Source organism: Rossellomorea aquimaris (genome assembly GCF_020172085.1).
In the GTDB taxonomy this organism is placed as follows: domain Bacteria; phylum Bacillota; class Bacilli; order Bacillales; family Bacillaceae_B; genus Rossellomorea; species Rossellomorea aquimaris_E.
Genome location: NZ_JAIVAT010000006.1, coordinates 26,616 through 46,002, shown reverse-complemented (window position 1 = coordinate 46,002; position 19,387 = coordinate 26,616). Strand labels below are relative to the sequence as shown.

At 42.9% G+C, this 19,387-nt stretch carries 17 protein-coding genes; 11 read left to right on the top strand and 6 right to left on the bottom strand.

What is annotated here, in order from left to right; genetic code table 11:
- Nucleotides 1-55: 55 nt before the first annotated feature.
- The 5 genes from LCL96_RS12150 (at nucleotide 56) to LCL96_RS12130 (ending at nucleotide 6,360) form a co-directional block, all read left to right on the top strand.
- Nucleotides 56-1,597, top strand: coding sequence for a bifunctional GNAT family N-acetyltransferase/carbon-nitrogen hydrolase family protein (locus LCL96_RS12150; protein WP_224941743.1), 1,542 nt, complete (start codon nucleotides 56-58; stop codon nucleotides 1,595-1,597).
- Nucleotides 1,598-2,052: 455 nt separating this feature from the next.
- A complete protein-coding gene (locus LCL96_RS12145) occupies nucleotides 2,053-3,804 on the top strand; it encodes a phospho-sugar mutase (protein WP_224941742.1) in 1,752 nt (583 codons plus the stop codon).
- Nucleotides 3,805-4,035: 231 nt separating this feature from the next.
- Complete coding sequence (locus LCL96_RS12140; protein ID WP_224941741.1) at nucleotides 4,036-5,151, top strand: GAF domain-containing sensor histidine kinase; 1,116 nt, start codon at nucleotides 4,036-4,038, stop codon at nucleotides 5,149-5,151.
- Between the two features lie 13 nt (nucleotides 5,152-5,164).
- Complete coding sequence (locus LCL96_RS12135; protein ID WP_224941740.1) at nucleotides 5,165-5,800, top strand: response regulator; 636 nt, start codon at nucleotides 5,165-5,167, stop codon at nucleotides 5,798-5,800.
- 20 nt (nucleotides 5,801-5,820) lie between these two features.
- Nucleotides 5,821-6,360: an NADPH-dependent FMN reductase gene (locus tag LCL96_RS12130; protein ID WP_224941739.1), complete on the top strand. Its 540-nt coding sequence runs from the start codon at nucleotides 5,821-5,823 to the stop codon at nucleotides 6,358-6,360.
- A 133-nt stretch (nucleotides 6,361-6,493) separates the two neighbouring features.
- Here LCL96_RS12130 and LCL96_RS12125 read toward each other — a convergent pair whose 3' ends face one another.
- Nucleotides 6,494-6,748 (bottom strand): YhdB family protein, encoded by a 255-nt coding sequence (locus LCL96_RS12125; RefSeq protein ID WP_224941738.1) that lies wholly within the window; start codon nucleotides 6,746-6,748, stop codon nucleotides 6,494-6,496.
- Nucleotides 6,749-6,915: 167 nt separating this feature from the next.
- On the opposite strand from LCL96_RS12125, the gene LCL96_RS12120 reads away from it, so the two are divergent.
- The 4 genes from LCL96_RS12120 to LCL96_RS12105 all read left to right on the top strand — a co-directional run bounded on the left by LCL96_RS12120 (nucleotide 6,916) and on the right by LCL96_RS12105 (nucleotide 11,221).
- Entirely contained in the window at nucleotides 6,916-7,218 is a 303-nt protein-coding gene (locus LCL96_RS12120; protein WP_224941737.1) for a DUF3889 domain-containing protein, read from the top strand.
- Between the two features lie 387 nt (nucleotides 7,219-7,605).
- On the top strand, nucleotides 7,606-8,796 hold the full coding sequence (locus LCL96_RS12115; RefSeq protein ID WP_224941736.1) for an MFS transporter: 1,191 nt from the start codon (nucleotides 7,606-7,608) through the stop codon (nucleotides 8,794-8,796).
- A gap of 534 nt (nucleotides 8,797-9,330) precedes the next feature.
- Nucleotides 9,331-10,743: a SpoVR family protein gene (locus LCL96_RS12110; RefSeq protein WP_224941735.1), complete on the top strand. Its 1,413-nt coding sequence runs from the start codon at nucleotides 9,331-9,333 to the stop codon at nucleotides 10,741-10,743.
- Between the two features lie 133 nt (nucleotides 10,744-10,876).
- Complete coding sequence (locus LCL96_RS12105; protein WP_224941734.1) at nucleotides 10,877-11,221, top strand: hypothetical protein; 345 nt, start codon at nucleotides 10,877-10,879, stop codon at nucleotides 11,219-11,221.
- Nucleotides 11,222-11,259: 38 nt separating this feature from the next.
- Here LCL96_RS12105 and LCL96_RS12100 read toward each other — a convergent pair whose 3' ends face one another.
- Nucleotides 11,260-11,889 (bottom strand): YczE/YyaS/YitT family protein, encoded by a 630-nt coding sequence (locus tag LCL96_RS12100; RefSeq protein ID WP_224941733.1) that lies wholly within the window; start codon nucleotides 11,887-11,889, stop codon nucleotides 11,260-11,262.
- A 209-nt stretch (nucleotides 11,890-12,098) separates the two neighbouring features.
- Between LCL96_RS12100 and LCL96_RS12095 the strand changes: the two genes are divergently transcribed.
- Nucleotides 12,099-13,700, top strand: coding sequence for an SLC13 family permease (locus LCL96_RS12095; RefSeq protein ID WP_224941820.1), 1,602 nt, complete (start codon nucleotides 12,099-12,101; stop codon nucleotides 13,698-13,700).
- Nucleotides 13,701-13,739: 39 nt separating this feature from the next.
- Here LCL96_RS12095 and LCL96_RS12090 read toward each other — a convergent pair whose 3' ends face one another.
- Together LCL96_RS12090 and LCL96_RS12085 are read right to left on the bottom strand one after the other, a co-directional pair.
- Complete coding sequence (locus tag LCL96_RS12090; RefSeq protein WP_224941732.1) at nucleotides 13,740-14,516, bottom strand: 3-hydroxybutyrate dehydrogenase; 777 nt, start codon at nucleotides 14,514-14,516, stop codon at nucleotides 13,740-13,742.
- A gap of 18 nt (nucleotides 14,517-14,534) precedes the next feature.
- Nucleotides 14,535-15,821: a GntP family permease gene (locus LCL96_RS12085; RefSeq protein ID WP_224941731.1), complete on the bottom strand. Its 1,287-nt coding sequence runs from the start codon at nucleotides 15,819-15,821 to the stop codon at nucleotides 14,535-14,537.
- A gap of 187 nt (nucleotides 15,822-16,008) precedes the next feature.
- On the opposite strand from LCL96_RS12085, the gene dapA reads away from it, so the two are divergent.
- Complete coding sequence (dapA, locus tag LCL96_RS12080) at nucleotides 16,009-16,887, top strand: 4-hydroxy-tetrahydrodipicolinate synthase (protein ID WP_224941730.1); 879 nt, start codon at nucleotides 16,009-16,011, stop codon at nucleotides 16,885-16,887.
- Nucleotides 16,888-17,114: 227 nt separating this feature from the next.
- Here the strand turns inward: dapA and LCL96_RS12075 are convergent, their stop codons facing one another.
- The gene (locus tag LCL96_RS12075; RefSeq protein ID WP_224941729.1) at nucleotides 17,115-17,813 is read right to left on the bottom strand and encodes an ABC transporter ATP-binding protein; all 699 of its coding nucleotides are present in this window, start codon (nucleotides 17,811-17,813) and stop codon (nucleotides 17,115-17,117) included.
- Nucleotides 17,814-17,824: 11 nt separating this feature from the next.
- Nucleotides 17,825-19,234 (bottom strand): ABC transporter permease, encoded by a 1,410-nt coding sequence (locus LCL96_RS12070; protein ID WP_224941728.1) that lies wholly within the window; start codon nucleotides 19,232-19,234, stop codon nucleotides 17,825-17,827.
- Between the last annotated feature and the right edge of the window lie 153 nt (nucleotides 19,235-19,387).

The following is a 19,387-nucleotide window of genomic DNA, read 5'->3' as shown; positions in this document are numbered from 1 at the left end:
ACAGTGCACTATAAGGGTATATAATTCAGGTATTTTACGAAGGAGTCGATCATAGATGGCAGAAAAGCTAGACTTATCACAGTTTGAAAAGAAAATGATCATTCGTCCTATGGAACATAAGGACATTCAAGATATTATCAATATGCAGTCTGTTTGTTTTCCAGGTATGGACCCATGGAAGGTCGAGCATCTGGAAAGCCACCTGGAAGTGTTTCAGGATGGGCAGCTGGTTGCAGAATTAGATGGAGAGATCATCGGTTCATGTTCGAGTCTCATCATTAACTTCGATGAGTACGACGACCGTCACACATGGGATGATGTAACGGATAATGGTTACATAACCAATCACAATCCCGATGGATATAACCTGTATGGAATAGAGGTTATGGTGCATCCTGAATATCGACGCATGAAGGTTGGGCACCGTTTATATGAAGCAAGGAAGGATCTTGCAAGACAATGGAATTTAAAGAGTATCATTATAGGGGGACGCATTCCGAATTATTACAAGCATTCGGAAGAAATGTCCCCACGGGAGTACGTGGATTCGGTAGGACGTCATAAGATATATGATCCTGTCCTTTCCTTTCAATTATTAAATGGATTCACTCTGATGCGGATCAATCCAAACTACTTACCTGATGACAAGCGTTCCCATAAATATGCGACGCTTATGGAATGGAATAACGTCGAGTACCGGCCTTCCAGCAAACGTCATTTCAAGACGAGCTATCCGGTGCGGATCTGTGTCGTTCAATATATGATGCGTAAAATCAACTCCTTTGAGGAGTTTGCGAATCAGGTTGAGTACTTTACCGATGTGGCATCCGATGCGAAATCGGACTTTGTGGTGTTCCCAGAAATCTTCACCACCCAGCTCATGTCGTTCTTGAATATTCAATCTCCGAGCCTCGCTGTAAGAAGGTTGACAGATTTCACTGAGGACTACATTGAATTATTCACAGATCTTGCGGTTCGATACAATGTCAATATAATCGGAGGGTCACACTTCGTCAAAGAAGAAAACGATGAGATCTACAATATTGCGTATCTCTTCCGACGTGATGGTACGATCGAGAAGCAATACAAAGTTCATATCACTCCGAATGAACGGAAATGGTGGGGGATCAGCCCAGGGGATTCAGTTAGGGTGTTCGATACAGATTGTGGAAAAATTGCCATTCAGATCTGCTATGACATTGAATTCCCAGAGTTGGCCCGAATCGCAACTGACAAAGGGGCGAAGATCATCTTCACCCCATTCTGTACGGAGGACCGCCAAGGCTATCTTCGCGTACGGTATTGTGCACAGGCTCGTGCTGTTGAAAATCAAATTTATACGGTCATTTCCGGTACAGTCGGAAATCTTCCACAAACAGAAAACATGGACATTCAATATGCTCAATCAGGTATCTTTGCTCCTTCCGACTTTGAATTCGCTCGTGATGGAATCGTCGGGGAAACCAATCCGAACATTGAAATGGTCATGATCGGTGATGTGGATCTAGAAGTCCTTCGCCGTCAGCGTCAATCAGGTACGGTCAGACAGCTGAAAGACCGCCGTCATGATGTTTATGGCGTTCATTATAAGAAGTAGTCCCATACCATAAGAACGTAAAAGATGTTGAGATAAGAGTATTATTATTTAAAAATCCGAGCGATCATTTGCAATTCTTAATTGAATTTCGAATACGGTCGGATTTTTTCATTGTTATTTTGGTTATTAAGACAACGAGTTTTAGCAGGTTCTAGCTGTTGATTGGAGTGTAAGGCGAAGACTCCTGCGGGAAAAGCGGAATAGGTGAGACCCCGCAGGAGCGACAGCGACGAGGAGGCTCGCCTTCCGCCCGAGGAAAGCGAAGTCTTGCACGGAAATCAACAGCGGTGTCTGAGTAGTCTTTTTGTTATAGATAAAAAGGCAATTTCTAATTAAAAAAACTATGCTAAAATAAGGATTGAAAGAATCTTGTCGACATGTGACGGATTGTTTTAGAAGGAATTCTACAATATATGATAGAATTCAATATTATACAGCATTAGGAGGGGATCGTTTTGAGTTGGAAAACATCTTGGCAAAAGTGGAGCAGCTACCCGCATCTGGATGAAGAAATCAAAGAGCTTTTAGAGACAATGAAAGGGGACGATAAGTCCTTAGAAGACGCGTTCTATAAAAATCTTGAATTCGGTACTGGTGGAATGAGGGGAGAAATCGGTCCCGGAACCAATCGAATGAACATTTATACAGTCAGAAAAGCCTCTGAAGGATTAGCACGATACATAGAAGAGCAAGGACAGGAGGCAAAAAATCGCGGTGTTGTAATCGCTTACGATTCCCGTTATAAATCACCTGAATTCGCTATGGAATCAGCGAAAACCTTGGCAACACACGGAATTCAAACCTATGTCTTTGATGAATTGAAGCCGACACCAGAGCTTTCTTTTGCCCTTAGGCAGTTAAAGGCTTACTCAGGCATAGTGGTAACGGCAAGCCATAACCCGCCGGAATATAATGGATATAAGGTATACGGAGAAGATGGTGCCCAACTTCCACCGCATGTAGCGGATGAAGTGATCGGGAAAGTGAATGCCGTCGAAAATGAACTGGAAATCCATGTGAAAACGGAAGAAGAGTTAAAGTCAGCCGGTCTCATTAAAATGATCGGGGAAGAAATCGATCAATCCTACCTTGAGCATTTGATTTCGATCTCTGAAAAGCCGCAGATTGCCAAAGAAACCGATCTTAGAATTGTATTCTCACCACTGCACGGAACAGCTTTGAATATGGCGGAAAAAGGCCTGAAAGCATTAGGATATGAGCAGGTTCACATCGTAAAGGAACAGGCAGTACCGGATCCTGAATTTACGACAGTAAAGTCCCCGAACCCTGAAGATAAAGCGGCCTTTGAATATGCCATCCGTGACGGGAAGGAAATCGACGCAGATATTCTGATTGCGACGGATCCCGATGCAGACCGTTTAGGCGTAGCCGTTAAAGGTGAAACAGGCGAGTATATCCTTCTTACCGGAAACCAGACGGGTGCCATCCTGCTTGACTATATCCTTGCACGCAAACAGGAAAAGAACATGATACCTGATAATGGACGTGTATTTAAGACCATCGTTACATCTGAATTAGGCCGCAAAGTTGCTGAACATTACGGAGCATCAGTGGAAGATGTGCTGACAGGCTTTAAATTCATCGGTGAAAAAATCAAAAAGTATGAAGAAACAGGCGAATATTCATTCTTATTCGGCTATGAAGAAAGCTATGGTTACTTGATAGGCGACTTTGCCCGTGATAAGGATGCGATTCAAGCCGTATTGATGGCAGCAGAAGCAGCCGCATATTATAAAAAAGAAGGAAAAACGCTCTACGATGTATTGCATGAGTTATTTGAACAGCACGGTTATTATCAGGAAGGACTTAAGAGTCTGACCCTGAAAGGCAAAGAAGGAGCTGAACAAATTCAGGGAATCCTGAAGGAATTCAGAAACGAACCGATGCAAGAAGTCGCCGGATTACGTGTTGTGTCATCGGAGGACTATAAAGTAAGCAGGAAAGTGGATTTAGTCTCAGGTGTTGAGACTTCCATTCAACTTCCTTCTTCGAATGTATTGAAATATTTCCTTGAAGACGGATCTTGGATTTGCCTGCGTCCATCCGGAACAGAACCGAAGATTAAGTTTTATTTCAGCGTGATTGGAGAAACACAGGGTGACAGTGATCAGAAGTTACAGTCGCTCCAGGAAGCGATCATGTCGAAAGTGGAAACGATGATCAGTTCATCTGCAGGAAAAGCATAATACGGGGTACGAAGGCTGAAGGAAAATAAACGATACTTATCAGTTTGACCAGCCTAAAGAGTTGCATTTTAAGAACAAGAGATGTGTTTTCTAGCATCTCTTGTTTTTTTAAAGTGAAATGGAACGTATGTTTTCCGTCAAAGGTCGTAGAGAGTTTCATTCTTTTTGATAATCCCGGTTTCACTCGGAAAGCAATATAATAATACTGAAGGATTGGAAAGGACGATGAACATGAATCAGGAATCCCTTTCAAATATCGAGCTTTTGAAAGAGATAGCCGAATTGTTGAATGATGAGACAGAGCTTTCTTCCATGCTTTCAGGTGCATTGAAGAAGCTGATCAGGGGCTCAAGCTTCACCACCGGATGGATCTTTTTCATTGAAAAGGAAGGAAGCCATGAGCTTGTATCGTATGAAAATCTTCCTGCATCTCTCTCAGACCGTAAATGTGAGCTGATGAGAACGGGAGGCTGCTGGTGTGTGAACCGCTTTCGAAAAGGGAAGCTCACCAAAGCATCCAATATCATTGAATGTCAACGGATCGAGCAGGCCATTGAAGAGAACAGAGGCGCAACAGAAGATATCACCTATCATGCGACGGTCCCCCTTCAATCCGGAAACGAGTCCTTCGGATTGCTGAATGTGGCCGCACCGGAGAAAACTCATTTTTCTAAGGACGAACTGGCTCTTCTTGAATCGGTCGCCTTCCAAATCGGGTCTGCCATTAAACGCATTCTCTTGACAAAGAAGGAGCAGGAAGTTGCGTTGATTGGGGAGAGGAACCGGTTGGCAAGGGACCTTCATGACTCGGTCAATCAATTGCTGTTTTCCCTTACATTAACGGCAAGGGGAGGGGCTGAGATGGCTGAGGCAGAGGATGAAAAAGCTACCTTTAAAACGATTCAAGGACTTGCGCAGGAAGCACTATCTGAAATGAGGGCACTCATCTGGCAACTGAGACCTCATGGATTGGAAAATGGCGTTGTCGAGGCAGCGAAAGGGTATGCAGAAATGCTTGGATTGACCTTGGATACGAAAGTAGAAGGAGTCATTTCCTTAAGCTCTAAAATAGAAGAAGTGTTATGGCGCGTCAGTCAGGAAGCACTAAATAATTGTAAAAAACATTCCGGTGAGAAAAAAATCCTCTACACATTGAAAAGCGGATTACAATCCATACATCTGTCAATCAAAGATTCAGGGTACGGATTTCAGTATGATGGACAAAAATCCCTTCCATCAGTGGGGATTCAAAGCATGAGGGATCGAGTGGAAAGCATCGGAGGTACATTTTGTATCGACAGTCAGCTTGGAAAGGGTACAATCATTTCAGTTCAAATACCGTATTAGGAGGTGTCGGTCCATGATTAGAGTCTTGATAGCAGATGATCATCATGTCGTCCGCAGGGGGTTGGTCTTCTTTCTGAAAACCCAAAAAGACCTGGACATTGTTGGAGAAGCGAAGAATGGATCAGAAGCTGTCCGGATGGCTTCAGACCTGAAACCAGACATCATATTGATGGATTTGATGATGCCGGTGATGGACGGGATTGAGGCGACAAGGGAAATAAAAAAGAATCATCCCTGTATTCAAATTTTGATGCTGACGAGCTTCTCGGATCAGAATCATGTGATTCCTGCTATAGAAGCTGGAGCGGCAGGATATCAACTAAAGGATATTGAACCTGATGAATTGGTAAACAGTATCCGAAAACTTTTATCAGGTGAAAACTCTCTTCACCCGAAAGCGACCAATCATTTACTGACGAGAATATCAAAACAGGAGCCTCCACATAAAATACATGAACTGACCAGGCGGGAGAAGGATGTTTTGATTGAGCTTACGAAAGGGAAGAGTAATAAAGAAATTGCTTCCAGTCTCTATATTACGGAAAAAACGGTCAAGACCCATATCTCGAACATTTTCTCCAAGCTGGAAGTAGCTGATCGGACACAAGCGGCTCTGTATGCTGTGAAACACAAGCTGACGTCAAATTGAATGGGAAAGGATTTTTTATTATGAATATTGTCATTATAAACGGAAGCCCGAGAAAACGTGGACGTACCGGTATTGCTTCAAGATTCATTGCACGAACGTATACCTGTGGTCTCATTGATTTAAGTGCAGGTACACTCCCTTTGTACACCGGGGAACAGGAACAATCCGAACTTGAGGTGGTTAAATCATTTAAGCAAAAAGTGAAGGATGCGGACGCGGTCATTTTAGCTTCCCCTGAATATCACAGTGGTATGAGTGGGGCACTCAAGAACGCACTCGATTTCTTAAGCAGTGAGCAATTCGCACATAAACCTGTTGCTCTCCTTGCTTGTGCCGGTGGAGGAAAAGGTGGAATCAACTGTTTGAACAACCTTCGTATCGTCGGTCGCGGAGTGTATGCAAATGTCATTCCAAAACAGTTGGTCCTCGATCCACACTGCTTTGATTATGAAGGGGACGGACTATTAGAAGAACCTGCTAAATTGGTTGATGACCTAATGAAGGAACTTAAAGTGTATGTGAAAGCAGCAGAACTTGTGAAAAGTGAAATTTCGTCTTAAAAAAAAACGGCATCGTTGCCGTTTTTTTTTTTGTTAGGTTTAGTTTTGTATCATGTGATGCTATTCAAAATAATAAAAGCTGATCCAATAGCGCATACTAATTGGATCAGCCGTAGGTGGAATTCTCTTTTTACTACATCTCTGCAAAGGTTTCCTCAAGTGGTTGCTCGACACTATAGGTGAAGTTTGCATGTTCAATATATCGTAAAAGCGTATAGAGATTACGCTCTACAACCGTGTAATCATTTGAAAAATGATACGCATGTAAGAATTGTTCAATTCTTTTTGAAAGAAGGTCATCCTTCGTTCTCACCATGAGGATCAACAGGTTATCCCATTCTGATCGATGAGTGTAGTACAAGGCCCGATCGTAATCGACTTTGTTCACTTGGTTTCCCTCCTTCTGAAGGGGTACTCCTATTGTGTGGAGAAAACCGTTTTTATTTCTCTGAAAAAGTTGGTACTGTTGCAAATGCTTGATTTCCTTGTATTGGGTGAATAAAAAAACATATTTAATTCATCCTATGTAATGAAACGTAAACAGAGGTGATGAAAATGAAGAAATCAATGGTGATCTTTTTAACTGTATTTTTTCTACTGCTAACAAATCATGCAAACGCAGAGCCTGTCGATTATCAGAAGTTTGGGCGAATCGCAACGGCCGTCATCAAAGAGGACTATCCAGGCCAGCCTGTGAAGGATTATCAGTACCAGGGGCGTAAAAAAATGACAGAGAACAAAGTATCGGACGCATTTGAATTTACAGTTCAGGAAAATGGTGCCGATAAGAAAGTCGTTGTCATAGTGGTCCACAATCTCGACAATGAAAAGGTGCTGAATATTTCCGTGAAGGAATAATTTGAGCAGATGAAGTCTTCTTTGATAGAAGGCTTTTTTTTGTTCGGAAAGGTATTTTCAAACGGAAACTGGGTAGTTTTCACAATTTGGCACAATTTTTCATTAAAGTGGCCCAATAATTGGAGAAAGTGGCCCAATCAACATCGAAAGTGTAACAAAACTCGTGTGAATACTGTATGGTGTATAATAGTAAGCGTTACTTTTCATCATAATTCAGTACCTAAAACTGCCTAAATAATAATTTAAATTGATATCTGCAAAAAAAGCACCAATTTGCTAAAATAAACCTATACATAATACGTTTTGATTCTGAAAGGGGATCTTTGTTCCGATGTGATGCTGATCTTTTCTTACCTATCTATAAATTGAATAAAGGGAGGGAGAGACATGCATTCCAATGCATTCAGGAATCTGTGGTTTGGTCAGGCGTTGGCCAATATGGGAGATGTATTCTATATCGTAGGATTGATCTCTCTCGTATATAATCTTACAGGATCCGCTGTTTACATGACGGCTGTTCCTTTGGTGATCACTTTTTCCAGGTTTATCAGTAGTATGGCAGCGCCGCTTTTGTTGAATCGATTCCAGATGAGAAGTTTGATCGCTTACTCTCAAATGGGAAAAACTTTTTTTCTGTGTACATTCCTTTTAGTGATGGTTGTCAATATGGGGAACGTGTGGGTCTATCTTGGGTGTGCCGGGATCATTTCTTTTTTGGATGGTTGGGCACTGCCTGCCAGAAATTCTTATGTCCCGTATCTAGTGAAGCGGGAGGAGTTGATGGGGGCCAATGGATTCCTTTCCACTGTCGATCAGACCATTCAATTTTCAAGCTGGGCTCTGGGGGGAATCCTATTAGCGCTCTTGAATGAAACGAATCTTTTCATTGCAGTGATTGTATTGTTTCTGGCTAGTACTTTTTTTATGTTGAAGCTACCGGTCATACCGATGACTACTTTGGAAGTTCGCAAGGTTTGGTGGCAACAGCTTGGGGAAGGTTGGTCGGAAGTGAAACGACGCAAGGGTCTGGTTCCGGTTTTTTGGATTTATGGACTGGAGTCAATATCAGGAACCGTCTGGATTGCGGCTGTACTGTATTTGTATGTGGATTTGAAGCTCGAACGCGGTGAAGAGTGGTGGGGGTTCATTAATTCCAGTTTCTTTATCGGATTGGTCCTGGCCTCCTACGCCATCTTTAAGCTTCATACCATCTTTTCGAATCATCGAGATAAATGGCTGCCAGTCTGTATGTTGATCACTTCCGCTGTCACAATAATCTTTGCGTGGAACAAGATAGCCTTCTTGGCACTCGTCTTGTCCTTTCTGTTCGGGGTGTTTGATCAAATAAAAAATGTGGTGCTTCAAACGTATTTGCAGGAGACAGCACCACCGCAGGAACTGGGGAAGATCTATGCAGCTCAAGGAGCATTAACGACCCTTCTGTTCGGTTTGTCGTCGGTGGGAGTCGGACTGCTTCTGGAAGTGCTCCACATTTCAGTGATCTTCTCACTATCTGCCCTCCTGCTGCTCAGTACGCTCATTCCTGTGAGGGTTATGCAAAAGAATATAAAGGCGTAAATTTCATTAAGGCTGTTCCTCTAAAATGGGGAACAGGCTTTTTTGGTTTACACATGGCTTATGCTTGTCGGACCTGCCCAACCCGGCTCCGCTTTTCTATTGTCCAGCTCCAGGGCTTAGAGGCTCGAGGTCATAAGTCAAGCTGTCAAGAAGGTGAAAAGGCACACCTTCATGCCACCTCGCCTTATGCTTGTCGCCTCTCCCAAAGCCCTTCCGCTTTTCTAATTGTCCAGCTCCAGGGGCTTGGGTCTCGAGGTCATAAGCCAAGTAACCCAAAAAGGCAAAAGACGCCTTTCCGGGTTACTCGTCTTATGCTTGTCGGGCCTGCCCAACCCGCCTCCGCTTTTCTATTGTCCAGCTCCAGGGCTTAGAGGCTCGAGGTCATAAGACAAGCTGTCAAGAAGGTGAAAAGGCACACCTTCATGCCACCTCGCCTTATGCTTGTCGCCTCTCCCAAAGCCCTTCCGCTTTTCTTTTCATCAAATCCTTTTTCTCTTCATACATTTAGATAAGAGTATAAAGAGGGGGATGAAAATGAATTTAGAGGAACAGAAGCAGTTACAGAATGCGATAGGGGAAATTACGGAGATTGCAGCCGGGTTTGGTCTTGATTTTTATCCTATGCGTTATGAGATTTGTCCTGCTGATATTATTTATACATTTGGTGCTTATGGGATGCCGACCAGGTTTTCTCACTGGAGTTTTGGGAAGCAGTTCCATAAGATGAAGCTTCAATATGACTTGGGATTGAGTAAGATTTATGAGCTCGTGATCAATTCGGATCCGTGTTATGCGTTTTTGCTGGATTCGAATTCACTGATTCAAAATAAGCTGATCGTAGCTCACGTATTGGCTCATTGTGATTTCTTTAAGAATAACGTGCGTTTTCAGAATACGAAACGTGATATGGTAGAGAGCATGGCGGCAACAGCAGAACGGGTAAGAAGATATGAGATTGAGCATGGGAAGCGGGAAGTCGAGAATTTCCTCGATGCTGTTCTTGCTGTGGATGAACATATCGATCCTTCTCTCATGAGGCCGAAGCTGTCGTGGACAATGGATGATGTGGAGTGGGAGGAAGAAGAAACGAGTCATGCATCCCCGTATGATGATCTGTGGTCATTGGACGAAAAGCCAAAGAGCAGGGAAAAGAAGAAGGTGAAGAAGAAGTTTCCGCCGCAGCCAGAAAAGGATATCCTCCTCTTCATCGAGCAGTACAGCAGGGAACTATCAGATTGGCAAAGGGATATATTGACCATGATGCGGGAAGAGATGCTCTATTTCTGGCCTCAGCTTGAAACGAAGATCATGAATGAAGGCTGGGCCTCGTATTGGCATCAAAGAATCATCCGTGAAATGGACCTGACAAGCGGTGAGTCGATTGAGTTTGCGAAACTGAATGCAGGTGTCGTACAGCCGTCCCGAACTCAAATCAATCCATATTATCTTGGTCTGAAAGTTTTTGAAGACATAGAGGAGCGTTTCGATAACCCTACGGAAGAAATGAAGAAACGGGGAGTGAAACCGAATTCCGGCAGGGAAAAAATGTTTGAAGTCCGTGAGATCGAATCGGATATTTCCTTCTTGCGGAACTACCTGACAAAGGACCTGGTGATGCGGGAAGATATGTATCTGTTCCAGAAGCAGGGGAAAGATTATAAAATTGTCGACAAGGAATGGACCCATGTTCGGGATCAACTCGTGGGTATGCGGGTGAATGGAGGTTTCCCTTATATCACCGTAAATGACGGGGATTACATGAAGAGTGGTGAACTTTACCTTAAACATTGGTATGAGGATGTTGAGCTTGATATTAAATACTTGGAAAAGGTATTACCCTACTTACACCAGCTTTGGGGAAGACCGGTCCATATTGAAACTCATGTGGAGAACCGTGACATGCTCTTCACCTATGATGGCAGGAGCGTACAGCGTAAGTATCTATAAGAACAGTCAGAGTCGTCCTTCAGGTGGTATACCGGGAGGAGGCTCTTTTCTATTTAAGAAAAATAGGTTCTAAAAAAAGAGGACAGGTTTATACATTATAAAGAAGGCAAGCTTAATCCGAGGAGGAGATAGGATGGGGGATGTGGAAGTGTTTATCGGTGATTTAACGGATCAAACGTTTCATTATGAAGGGGGCGACTGGAATCATAATTACCCCAAGCGGATCAGCCCGTTTTTCCCTAAGGGGTATGAACTCTTTTTCTCGCTATTGGATGGCATTTACTATAAAAAAATTGAGGGACGGCAGACCGATTGGGGAAGTCATACCTGTTTGATGTACCCTGGGGAAATGTTATCGGTTCTCGAGGATTATTATAAGAGAGATCTTCATAATGAACAGGTGCAGCACTTATTTACATTCATTAAGAAATTGGATCAGGAAAGGCAGTATGGATTAGTCGCATGCGAGATGTCATAAACGGATCAGGACAAACTGCCTCTGGCAATTTGTCCTTTTTACATACTGATATCGCTCCGGGCAGGAAAGCGGGAGTGCAGTCTTTCAGTGAAAAAGAGAAAGGATTTTTGAAAGATGGGACTTTGGATGAACGTGTAGATAAATGTGAAAATGAAGACTGGTCCTGAAAGGAATAAACCAATCAATAATACCGTGCACTCACAAATGATCCGTACCCTGCTGATGGTAAGGCCGGTTAAATCCGAAATGGTGAGCATAAATCCGTCCCTAGGCCCGGTGCCCAGATGAGCGGCCGAATATAATCCGCCTCCAACCCCCATCATCAATATGGCAGATAGTAGAATGAGAAGATCCGTCATCAAACCCGTTTTGGGGGGCAGTAGATTATAATAAAGAAAAAAATCCACAAGCATGCCGACCAACACCCCGTTCAGGATGGTGCCGATATGAATATATCTCCCTTTTAGTAAAAGCGTGCCTGCAATGAGTGTGACCCCCACAATGATATTCCACGTGCCAATGGTTAAGCCGAACTTCTCAAACAATGCAATGTTTAACACATCCCATGGATGAATACCCAAGTATCGCACTTTAATTGACAAACTGATTCCATAACTGAAAATAAGTAGTCCGATTACAAAATAGCTGATTTGATAATAGATTTTCATCGTTTCTCCTTTTATAGAATCGTCGTATCTATCTAACATTATTTTACAACAAAACATTTTATGAAAAAATGGTCCATTTTTCAGGCAGCCTTTTGAAATGGGGAGAGAAGAAAAGAATACAAGACAAATTTGGTGAGTTTTTGTTTATTACGCTTTCATGAAAGGGTATGGACCAATAATAAAAGTAAAGGGGGAATGAGTGGATGCAAATGGTGAAACATGCTTGGGGTACGCTTTGGGGATGGCATCGGGATGTGATGGATACCTTCCAATTCTTCACTACAGGAAGTACGCCAACCCACGTCTCAGGAGGGGTGAAAGCAGATCGGACGCCGGAACCTGGAGCAGATCCAAGGAAAAAAATCGGATTTCTTTTAGGTCCTTTATTATTTTTGTTCATCTTCTTCTTTTTTTCTCCTGAAGGACTTTCCAAAGAAGCGGTTGCCGTTCTTGCTGGAACTGTGTGGATTGCAGTCTGGTGGATTACGGAGGCGATCCCGATACCGGCCACGTCCCTATTACCGATCATTCTGTTCCCTGTTACGGGTGCACTCAAGGGAGGGGAAGTGACGTCCGCGTATGGGGATGGGACGATCTTTTTGTTTATGGGTGGATTCATCATTGCGATTGCCATGGAAAAGTGGAATTTACATAAGCGGATCGCCATGAACATCATTTTATTGATCGGGACAAGCACTGAAAGGATCGTCCTTGGGTTTATGCTGGCTACTGGATTCCTTTCTATGTGGATTTCCAACACGGCAACGGCCATGATGATGCTCCCAATTGGAACTGCTGTGATTTATCAGGTGAATGAAAGTTTAAAGCAGGAAGGAGCAAAGAGGACAGGGCATTTCAGTAAAGTCATCATGCTGGGTATAGCCTATAGTGCATCGATAGGAGGGCTGGGGACATTAATCGGGACACCACCCAACACGATATTTGCTGCGGTATTAAAACAGCTATATGGTATCGACTTTTCCTTTGCTAAATGGATGCTGTTCGGAGTGCCACTTGCAGCCATTCTTCTCATGGTAACATGGTGGTATCTCATTAAAGTGGCATTTCCATTGAAAATAAAAGAGTTGCCGGGAGGAAGGGAGATTGTTGAGAAGGAAAACCGCTCCCTCGGCAGCGTTTCGTTTGAAGAAAAGCTTGTTCTGACCGTCTTTGTAACCACTGCTATATGTTGGATTACAAGGTCGTTTCTCTTGAATCAATGGATTCCTTCCCTTGACGACACGATTATCGCCATAACGGGGGCGCTCACTTTATTTCTGCTGCCTGGACGAAAGCAGTCCCGCCTGATTCATTGGGAAGATGCAAAGAAGCTTCCGTGGGGCATCCTGCTTCTATTCGGTGGTGGCCTTGCCATTGCCAAGGGATTCAAAGAAACTGGACTGGCTGAATGGATTGGAAAGCAATTGACGGTTCTCGAGGGAATTTCCTTTATCATTATTCTTGTAGCGGTGACGGCATTTGTTATTTTCTTGACGGAAATCACGTCCAATACGGCCACAGCCACCATGATGTTTCCAATCATGGCAGCCTTGGCAGCCGCTTTAAACGTTCACCCTTACAGTATGATGGTAGCCGCGGGTCTTGCAGCGTCCTGTGCCTTCATGCTGCCCGTTGCCACGCCTCCAAACGCTGTTGTATTTGGTTCAGGTTATATCAAGATGGGGGACATGGTCAAAGCGGGGCTTTGGTTAAATCTCATAAGTATTGTGTTCATCACTCTTTTGATCTACTTTTTCATGCCGATTGTGTGGGGAGTGGACCTCAATGTATTCCCTGAACATATGAAATAAAAAAATCGGATCAGGATCCTGATCCGATTTTTTTTATTTTTATTGGGCAGTATATCCGCCATCCAAAACAACTGCTTGACCTGTTACACCTTTCGCTTTGTCGCTTGAAAGGAAAATGGTGTAATCAGCAATTTCCTCAACAGATAATAAACGCTTTTGTGGAACGAGGGGATAAATGACGTCCTCTAATACTTTTTCCAACTCTACACCGCGGGTCGTCGAAATATCCTTCAGTTGGTTGCGGACAAGTGGCGTATCTACGTATCCAGGACACATGGCATTTACCGTAATACCATGTTCGGCACCCTCAAGAGCCGATACTTTTGTCAAGCCGATTACACCGTGCTTTGCACTATTGTAAGCAGCTTTTCCTGCAAACCCGATTAAACCGTTGATGGAAGCCATATTAATGATTCTACCGAATTTTTGCTTTTTCATATGCGGAAAAGCAAATTTAGTCGCAATGAATGGAGCCGTCAGCATGATTTTGATTAAGAGCTCGAACTTTTCAATGGGGAAATCTTCAATGGGAGCGACATGTTGCAGCCCTGCGTTATTGATCAGGACATCGATTCTGCCATAATGTTCTACAGTCTTATCAATTCCCGCCTTCACTTCATCTTCACTTGTTACATCACATTTGATACCCAGGCAATCGAACCCTCTGCCTTTCAGTTCATCAACAGCTTCATCCAGACCTTCCTGGTTGATATCGGATAAAACGACCTTTGCCCCATTCTGAGCGAAATGCTCTCCGATTTCGAATCCGATCCCTCGTGCAGCACCTGTGATGAATACTACTTTATCATTGACCATTTTCAATTCCTCCTCTAATTAATAAATTCCCATATTGGCTAGAATGATTGAAACAACCTCGGCAATGGTCGGAATGATCAGTCCGACAACTGCTACGTCCAGGTATGAATCTTTGTGCGTTAATCCTGTTACGGCAAATAAGGTCAAAAGGGCCCCATTATGAGGCAGGATTGACGCTCCGGATGAGATGGAAGCGATTCTGTGAAATGCTTCGGCACTGATTCCGCTTGTTTGGGACAACTCGTAATATTTATCACCCAATGCTTCCAATGCGATTCCCATCCCCCCTGATGCAGATCCTGTAATAGCGGCTAATGTCTGAACGGCAATCGCTTCTGAGATCACCGGATTCCCTTTAATGCCGAGTATCAGTTTCGTCAATGTCTTGAAACCTGGCGCAGCCGTTACGACAGCTCCGAAACCAACGGCTGCACTTGTATTGATCACGGCCATAACCGAGCCTTTTGCTCCGCCATTGACTGCAGGTATGAACTTTTTATAATGCTTGAAATTAATGATCAAGATGGAAAGGATCCCTACAAGAAGGGAGGTCAGGATGTTCCATTTAAACACATTCAGTGTAACGACGACGATGACGAGTGGAAGAAATGATAGATAGAAGTTCGGAAGCTCCGATTCTTTAATTTCCTTCACGTCATTTCCGCCCTTTGGCTCAGTGAAAGCATCTCCCTTACTTGTGAATTGCTTTTGACGCCATCTTAAATAGAAGTACCCACCGACCGCCATGATTAATCCACCTACTGTCCCGATAATGGGAGCAGCGGTAGGAGAAGTTTTGAAATACTCGATTGGGATCAGATTCTGGATCTGAGGTGTCCCCGGGATGGCTGTCATCGTAAAGGTAAATGCCCCTAATACAAAGGTAGGAGGCAGAAGCTTTCGAGTGATGTCCGCTTCCCTGAACATGGCGATTGCCAATGGATAAATCGCGAATACTACAACGAACAAGCTTACACCGCCATAAGTCAATACAGCAGCTGCAATCAGCACACCAAGGATGGCTCTGTCTTTGCCGATGATGTTGGTGATTTTATATGCGACGGATTGAGCAGCTCCAACATCTTCCATCAACTTTCCGAAGATGGCTCCGAAAAGGAAGACAGGGAACCATTCCTTCGCGAAGTTCACAAATCCGGTCATATAGGTGTCCGTGTAGGCAGGCAGCAGGTCAAGCCCGCTCATCAGCGCTACTAAACCTGCTACTAACGGAGCTATCCAGATGATCGACCAGCCTAGATACGCTAAGACCATTAATAGTATTAATCCAATGATGATGCTAGTCATAATTCACCTCTCATAACTGTTTGCAGTTATTTTTCCAAGAATGAAAGGTTTTATTCTTTAGGATAAGGGGGAAAGCACTTCTTATTTTGAAGAATTCACTATTTTTTTATAGGATATTCTGAGCATAAAACGAATATATTTAATTGAAAAATCCACATAATTAAAACAATATAAGGGAGAGCTTGTATTGAAAATTGAAGGTGTCTGGCTACCGATTATAACCCCTTTCCACAATGGAAGGATCGATATTTTATCATATTCAAAATTAGTTGAACACTATGTAAACCAAGGGATTTCAGGGTTAATTCCATTAGCAACAACAGGTGAAAGTCCTGCGATTGAGGAAGATGAATTTGAAATAATTCTTGATAAAACATTAGAAGTGGTTAACGGACGGATTCCTGTTTTCGTCGGTGTTGGGGGAAATTACACAAAAAAGGTCATTAAACAATTAAAAGTAGTTGAAGCATATAAAGTAGATGGCATATTGTCTGTTTCACCCTATTACAATCTGCCAAGCCAAGATGGCATTTACAATCATTTTTTACAAATCTCAGAAGCAACGAATTTAAAAATAATGATCTATAATGTACCTTATAGGACAGGACGGAACATTGAGAATGAAACTGTAAAAGAATTAGCGAAATGCAAGAATATAATAGGAATAAAAGATTCAGGTGGAAACTTGAAACAATCTCTAGAATTACTTATGAATCCCATCGAAGGGTTTTCTAATCTAACAGGAGAAGATGCTTCTTATTACCACCACTTACTTTTAGGTGGTGCAGGTGGGATTTTAGCCTCTTCTCATTTAGCCACAAGAGACTTCTTGGATGTTTTTAATAAAGTACAAGAAAATAATCATAGTGATGCATTGAAAGTGTGGAGAAAATTATATCCGATTACATCTATGTTATTTAAAGAAACAAATCCAGCACCGTTAAAGTACGTTCTATATAAAAAAGGCTTGATAAAATCTCCCGAAACAAGATTACCCGTTACAGGGACGACAAAAGAATTGAATAGGAAATTAGACGAATTGCTTACCTCTAACAAAAACATTTGATGGATACTTTAATGATGATAGTAAGTAATTATTAATATTTCTCCATTGAATGAACGTTAGGGTGGCATGGCTGAATAAAGCTTTTCCTAATGCCATTCAATAGAAAAATAGTAAAAGCACTGCGATTTGCAGTGCTTTTGACATTGCTGATCAAAATGCGATTATCCACATTTTTTGATCTCGAAAAGAGAATCCGTTAAGGGAAGATATTGCTGCGTTAATGAAAATTAAATGGTTTTTTCCTTTACCCTCAGATCTTTAAAGGAGAGCCCCCCCTTTGAAAGGGAAATGACTGTGTCCGAGGCTTGAGCCAGTCCCTGGTCATGGGTGACGACGATGACACATTTGTTTTCATTGTGAGCAAGATTTCTGAACAGGTCGACAATGCCACGAGCGGTATCCTCATCTAAGTTACCGGTTGGTTCATCTGCCAGAATGAGCTCTGACTGACAGGAAAGAGCTCTGGCGATGGATACCCTTTGCTGTTGTCCTCCACTGAGCGTCAATACTTTTTGACGGGATTGTTCCTCGGAGATCCCTACCTTTTGAAGCATTTCCAAGGCAAATTCTTTTTTATTTTTGACTTGTGTTCCAGTAATCTCCATCGCGGTTAAGACATTTTGTAATGCCGTCATATAAGGCAGGAGATTATAGGATTGAAAGACGATCGAAACATGCTTATTGCGAAATGTGGATAAACCGATTTTACGTATGTTTTTTCCTTCGAAGAGGACCTGTCCCTCAGTGGGGGAATCCAGAGCACTCGCAAGTGATAGGAATGTTGTCTTTCCAGATCCCGATGGACCGACACATGTATAGAAGGTCCCACGTTTAAATTCAGCGGTCACGTTCTTTAAGATATGTTGTTGTTTAGATTCGTGCTTATAACTGTAACTGACATTTTCGAAACGTAATATTGTACTCATCGTGAGCCTCCTTAATCCTGCTTCGTTAAGATTGCTTTAGGGTTGAGTCTTAATACCGTCAAGGACGGAATCAGTGTCGAGAATATAACAACGATCATCCCTATGCCGAATAATTTCATCAGGTCTTCACCAGTCGTATGAATCGACAATTCATCTAATGTACCCACATCCTGGACGTTGGAAGGCTGAAACGGCATACGGCGAAATGATGCAGGGGTGTCCGCTGCTTGTTCCGATTGAGTGATTTCCTGCTGAAGCAATTGCTCACCAATCTGATTGGCCACCAGGTTTCCTGATAATGTGGAGATCCCCATCGCCAAAACGGCCACAATCAATATCTCAACCAGAAACTGGCCGACGAGTTTCCCTTTCTTTTCACCAATGGCAAGCAGTACACCCATTTCATATTTCCTTTCCCTGATTGTCATCATGACAATCAGACCTAATATAATGGCTCCCGCGATTGTGACAAGGAATACAACATTATTTGAGAATGAGGCTACATTTTCAATTGGCCCCATCATTTGTTGATACAATTGGTCATTTGCATCCAATTTAAATTGATCAAAATCAATGGATGAGCTTTTTTCTGCTTCTGAAATAAAGGCTGGGATATCTGCCGGATCCTTCATATAATACACTGCCCGATCGATTGTATCAGTCGTTCCTTTTAATGTATTAGCAACGGTATATGGGACAAATAGCTGATTGGATGGATTTAAAAAGGCGAAGTTTTGAGCTCTTTCATCCATTTCTGCAGTGGTTTCATAAATACCCACAATTTCAACGGTGGATTTTGTATCATCCGTGTTTGAAATGGTGATAGTGTCTCCGACTTTCAAGTCATTTTCTGAAGCGAGGTTCTTCTCAATGAGTGTTACTTCTTTATTCAGGTCGTCCTCTGTCAGGTGCCGCCCTTCCACGATGGATGCATCCCCATTTAAGAAGGAGCTTGTCGAATCCGAGAATACGATCCCTTCAACAGATACATCACCGGCCATCATTCTACCGCCGCCACCAAAGCCGCCCTGCTCATCCGTTTCGGTTGTATCGTCGCTACCTACTGCAGTAAAGTCTTTGGCAAGGGCAGAAGTGGTTGAATAATAATTATAGCCTTTCACATAGTCTGAGCCGGTAAGCCCCTCTGCCGAATCAAGTGGGAGGGGGACTGATTGGAATCGTGGCCTTTCCCCATTTTGAGCTTGACTTTGCTGCTGGGCCATCAGTTTTTCCCTGTCCACGGTCAAAGTCACTTCACCGCCCAATTTCTCACGGGCCAGGATACTCGATTGGTCTGCTGCTGTCTGGATTGTGATTCCTGACAGTACCAATACGGAAATAACAGTCAGTACAATCAGTAACAAGATGCTTTTCCCCGTTCGTGCTTTTACACTCCAGAAGGCACGTTTAATAAAGTTCATTCTCCTCTACTCCTATTCATTTAAAATATTATGGGGAATCTCTTTTGTTATTTAACCCCTGTATGAACTGCTTCCTTTCTTCTTTTAATAGCTTATCCATCAAATATGGCCAAAGTATGAACGGAAAATGTCCGATTGTTTAAATGTTGATGG

What these genes read in the sequence shown, in the direction of transcription:
- LCL96_RS12135 (WP_224941740.1), top strand. Translation starts at nt 5,165, where the DNA reads ATGATTAGAGTCTTGATAGCAGATGATCATCATGTCGTCCGCAGGGGG.
- LCL96_RS12090 (WP_224941732.1), bottom strand. Translation starts at nt 14,516, where the DNA reads ATGGTCAATGATAAAGTAGTATTCATCACAGGTGCTGCACGAGGGATC.
- LCL96_RS12115 (WP_224941736.1), top strand. Translation starts at nt 7,606, where the DNA reads ATGCATTCCAATGCATTCAGGAATCTGTGGTTTGGTCAGGCGTTGGCC.
- LCL96_RS12075 (WP_224941729.1), bottom strand. Translation starts at nt 17,813, where the DNA reads ATGAGTACAATATTACGTTTCGAAAATGTCAGTTACAGTTATAAGCAC.
- LCL96_RS12095 (WP_224941820.1), top strand. Translation starts at nt 12,099, where the DNA reads ATGGTGAAACATGCTTGGGGTACGCTTTGGGGATGGCATCGGGATGTG.
- LCL96_RS12070 (WP_224941728.1), bottom strand. Translation starts at nt 19,234, where the DNA reads ATGAACTTTATTAAACGTGCCTTCTGGAGTGTAAAAGCACGAACGGGG.
- LCL96_RS12150 (WP_224941743.1), top strand. Translation starts at nt 56, where the DNA reads ATGGCAGAAAAGCTAGACTTATCACAGTTTGAAAAGAAAATGATCATT.
- LCL96_RS12120 (WP_224941737.1), top strand. Translation starts at nt 6,916, where the DNA reads ATGAAGAAATCAATGGTGATCTTTTTAACTGTATTTTTTCTACTGCTA.
- LCL96_RS12140 (WP_224941741.1), top strand. Translation starts at nt 4,036, where the DNA reads ATGAATCAGGAATCCCTTTCAAATATCGAGCTTTTGAAAGAGATAGCC.
- LCL96_RS12130 (WP_224941739.1), top strand. Translation starts at nt 5,821, where the DNA reads ATGAATATTGTCATTATAAACGGAAGCCCGAGAAAACGTGGACGTACC.
- LCL96_RS12085 (WP_224941731.1), bottom strand. Translation starts at nt 15,821, where the DNA reads ATGACTAGCATCATCATTGGATTAATACTATTAATGGTCTTAGCGTAT.
- LCL96_RS12105 (WP_224941734.1), top strand. Translation starts at nt 10,877, where the DNA reads ATGGGGGATGTGGAAGTGTTTATCGGTGATTTAACGGATCAAACGTTT.
- LCL96_RS12100 (WP_224941733.1), bottom strand. Translation starts at nt 11,889, where the DNA reads ATGAAAATCTATTATCAAATCAGCTATTTTGTAATCGGACTACTTATT.
- LCL96_RS12110 (WP_224941735.1), top strand. Translation starts at nt 9,331, where the DNA reads ATGAATTTAGAGGAACAGAAGCAGTTACAGAATGCGATAGGGGAAATT.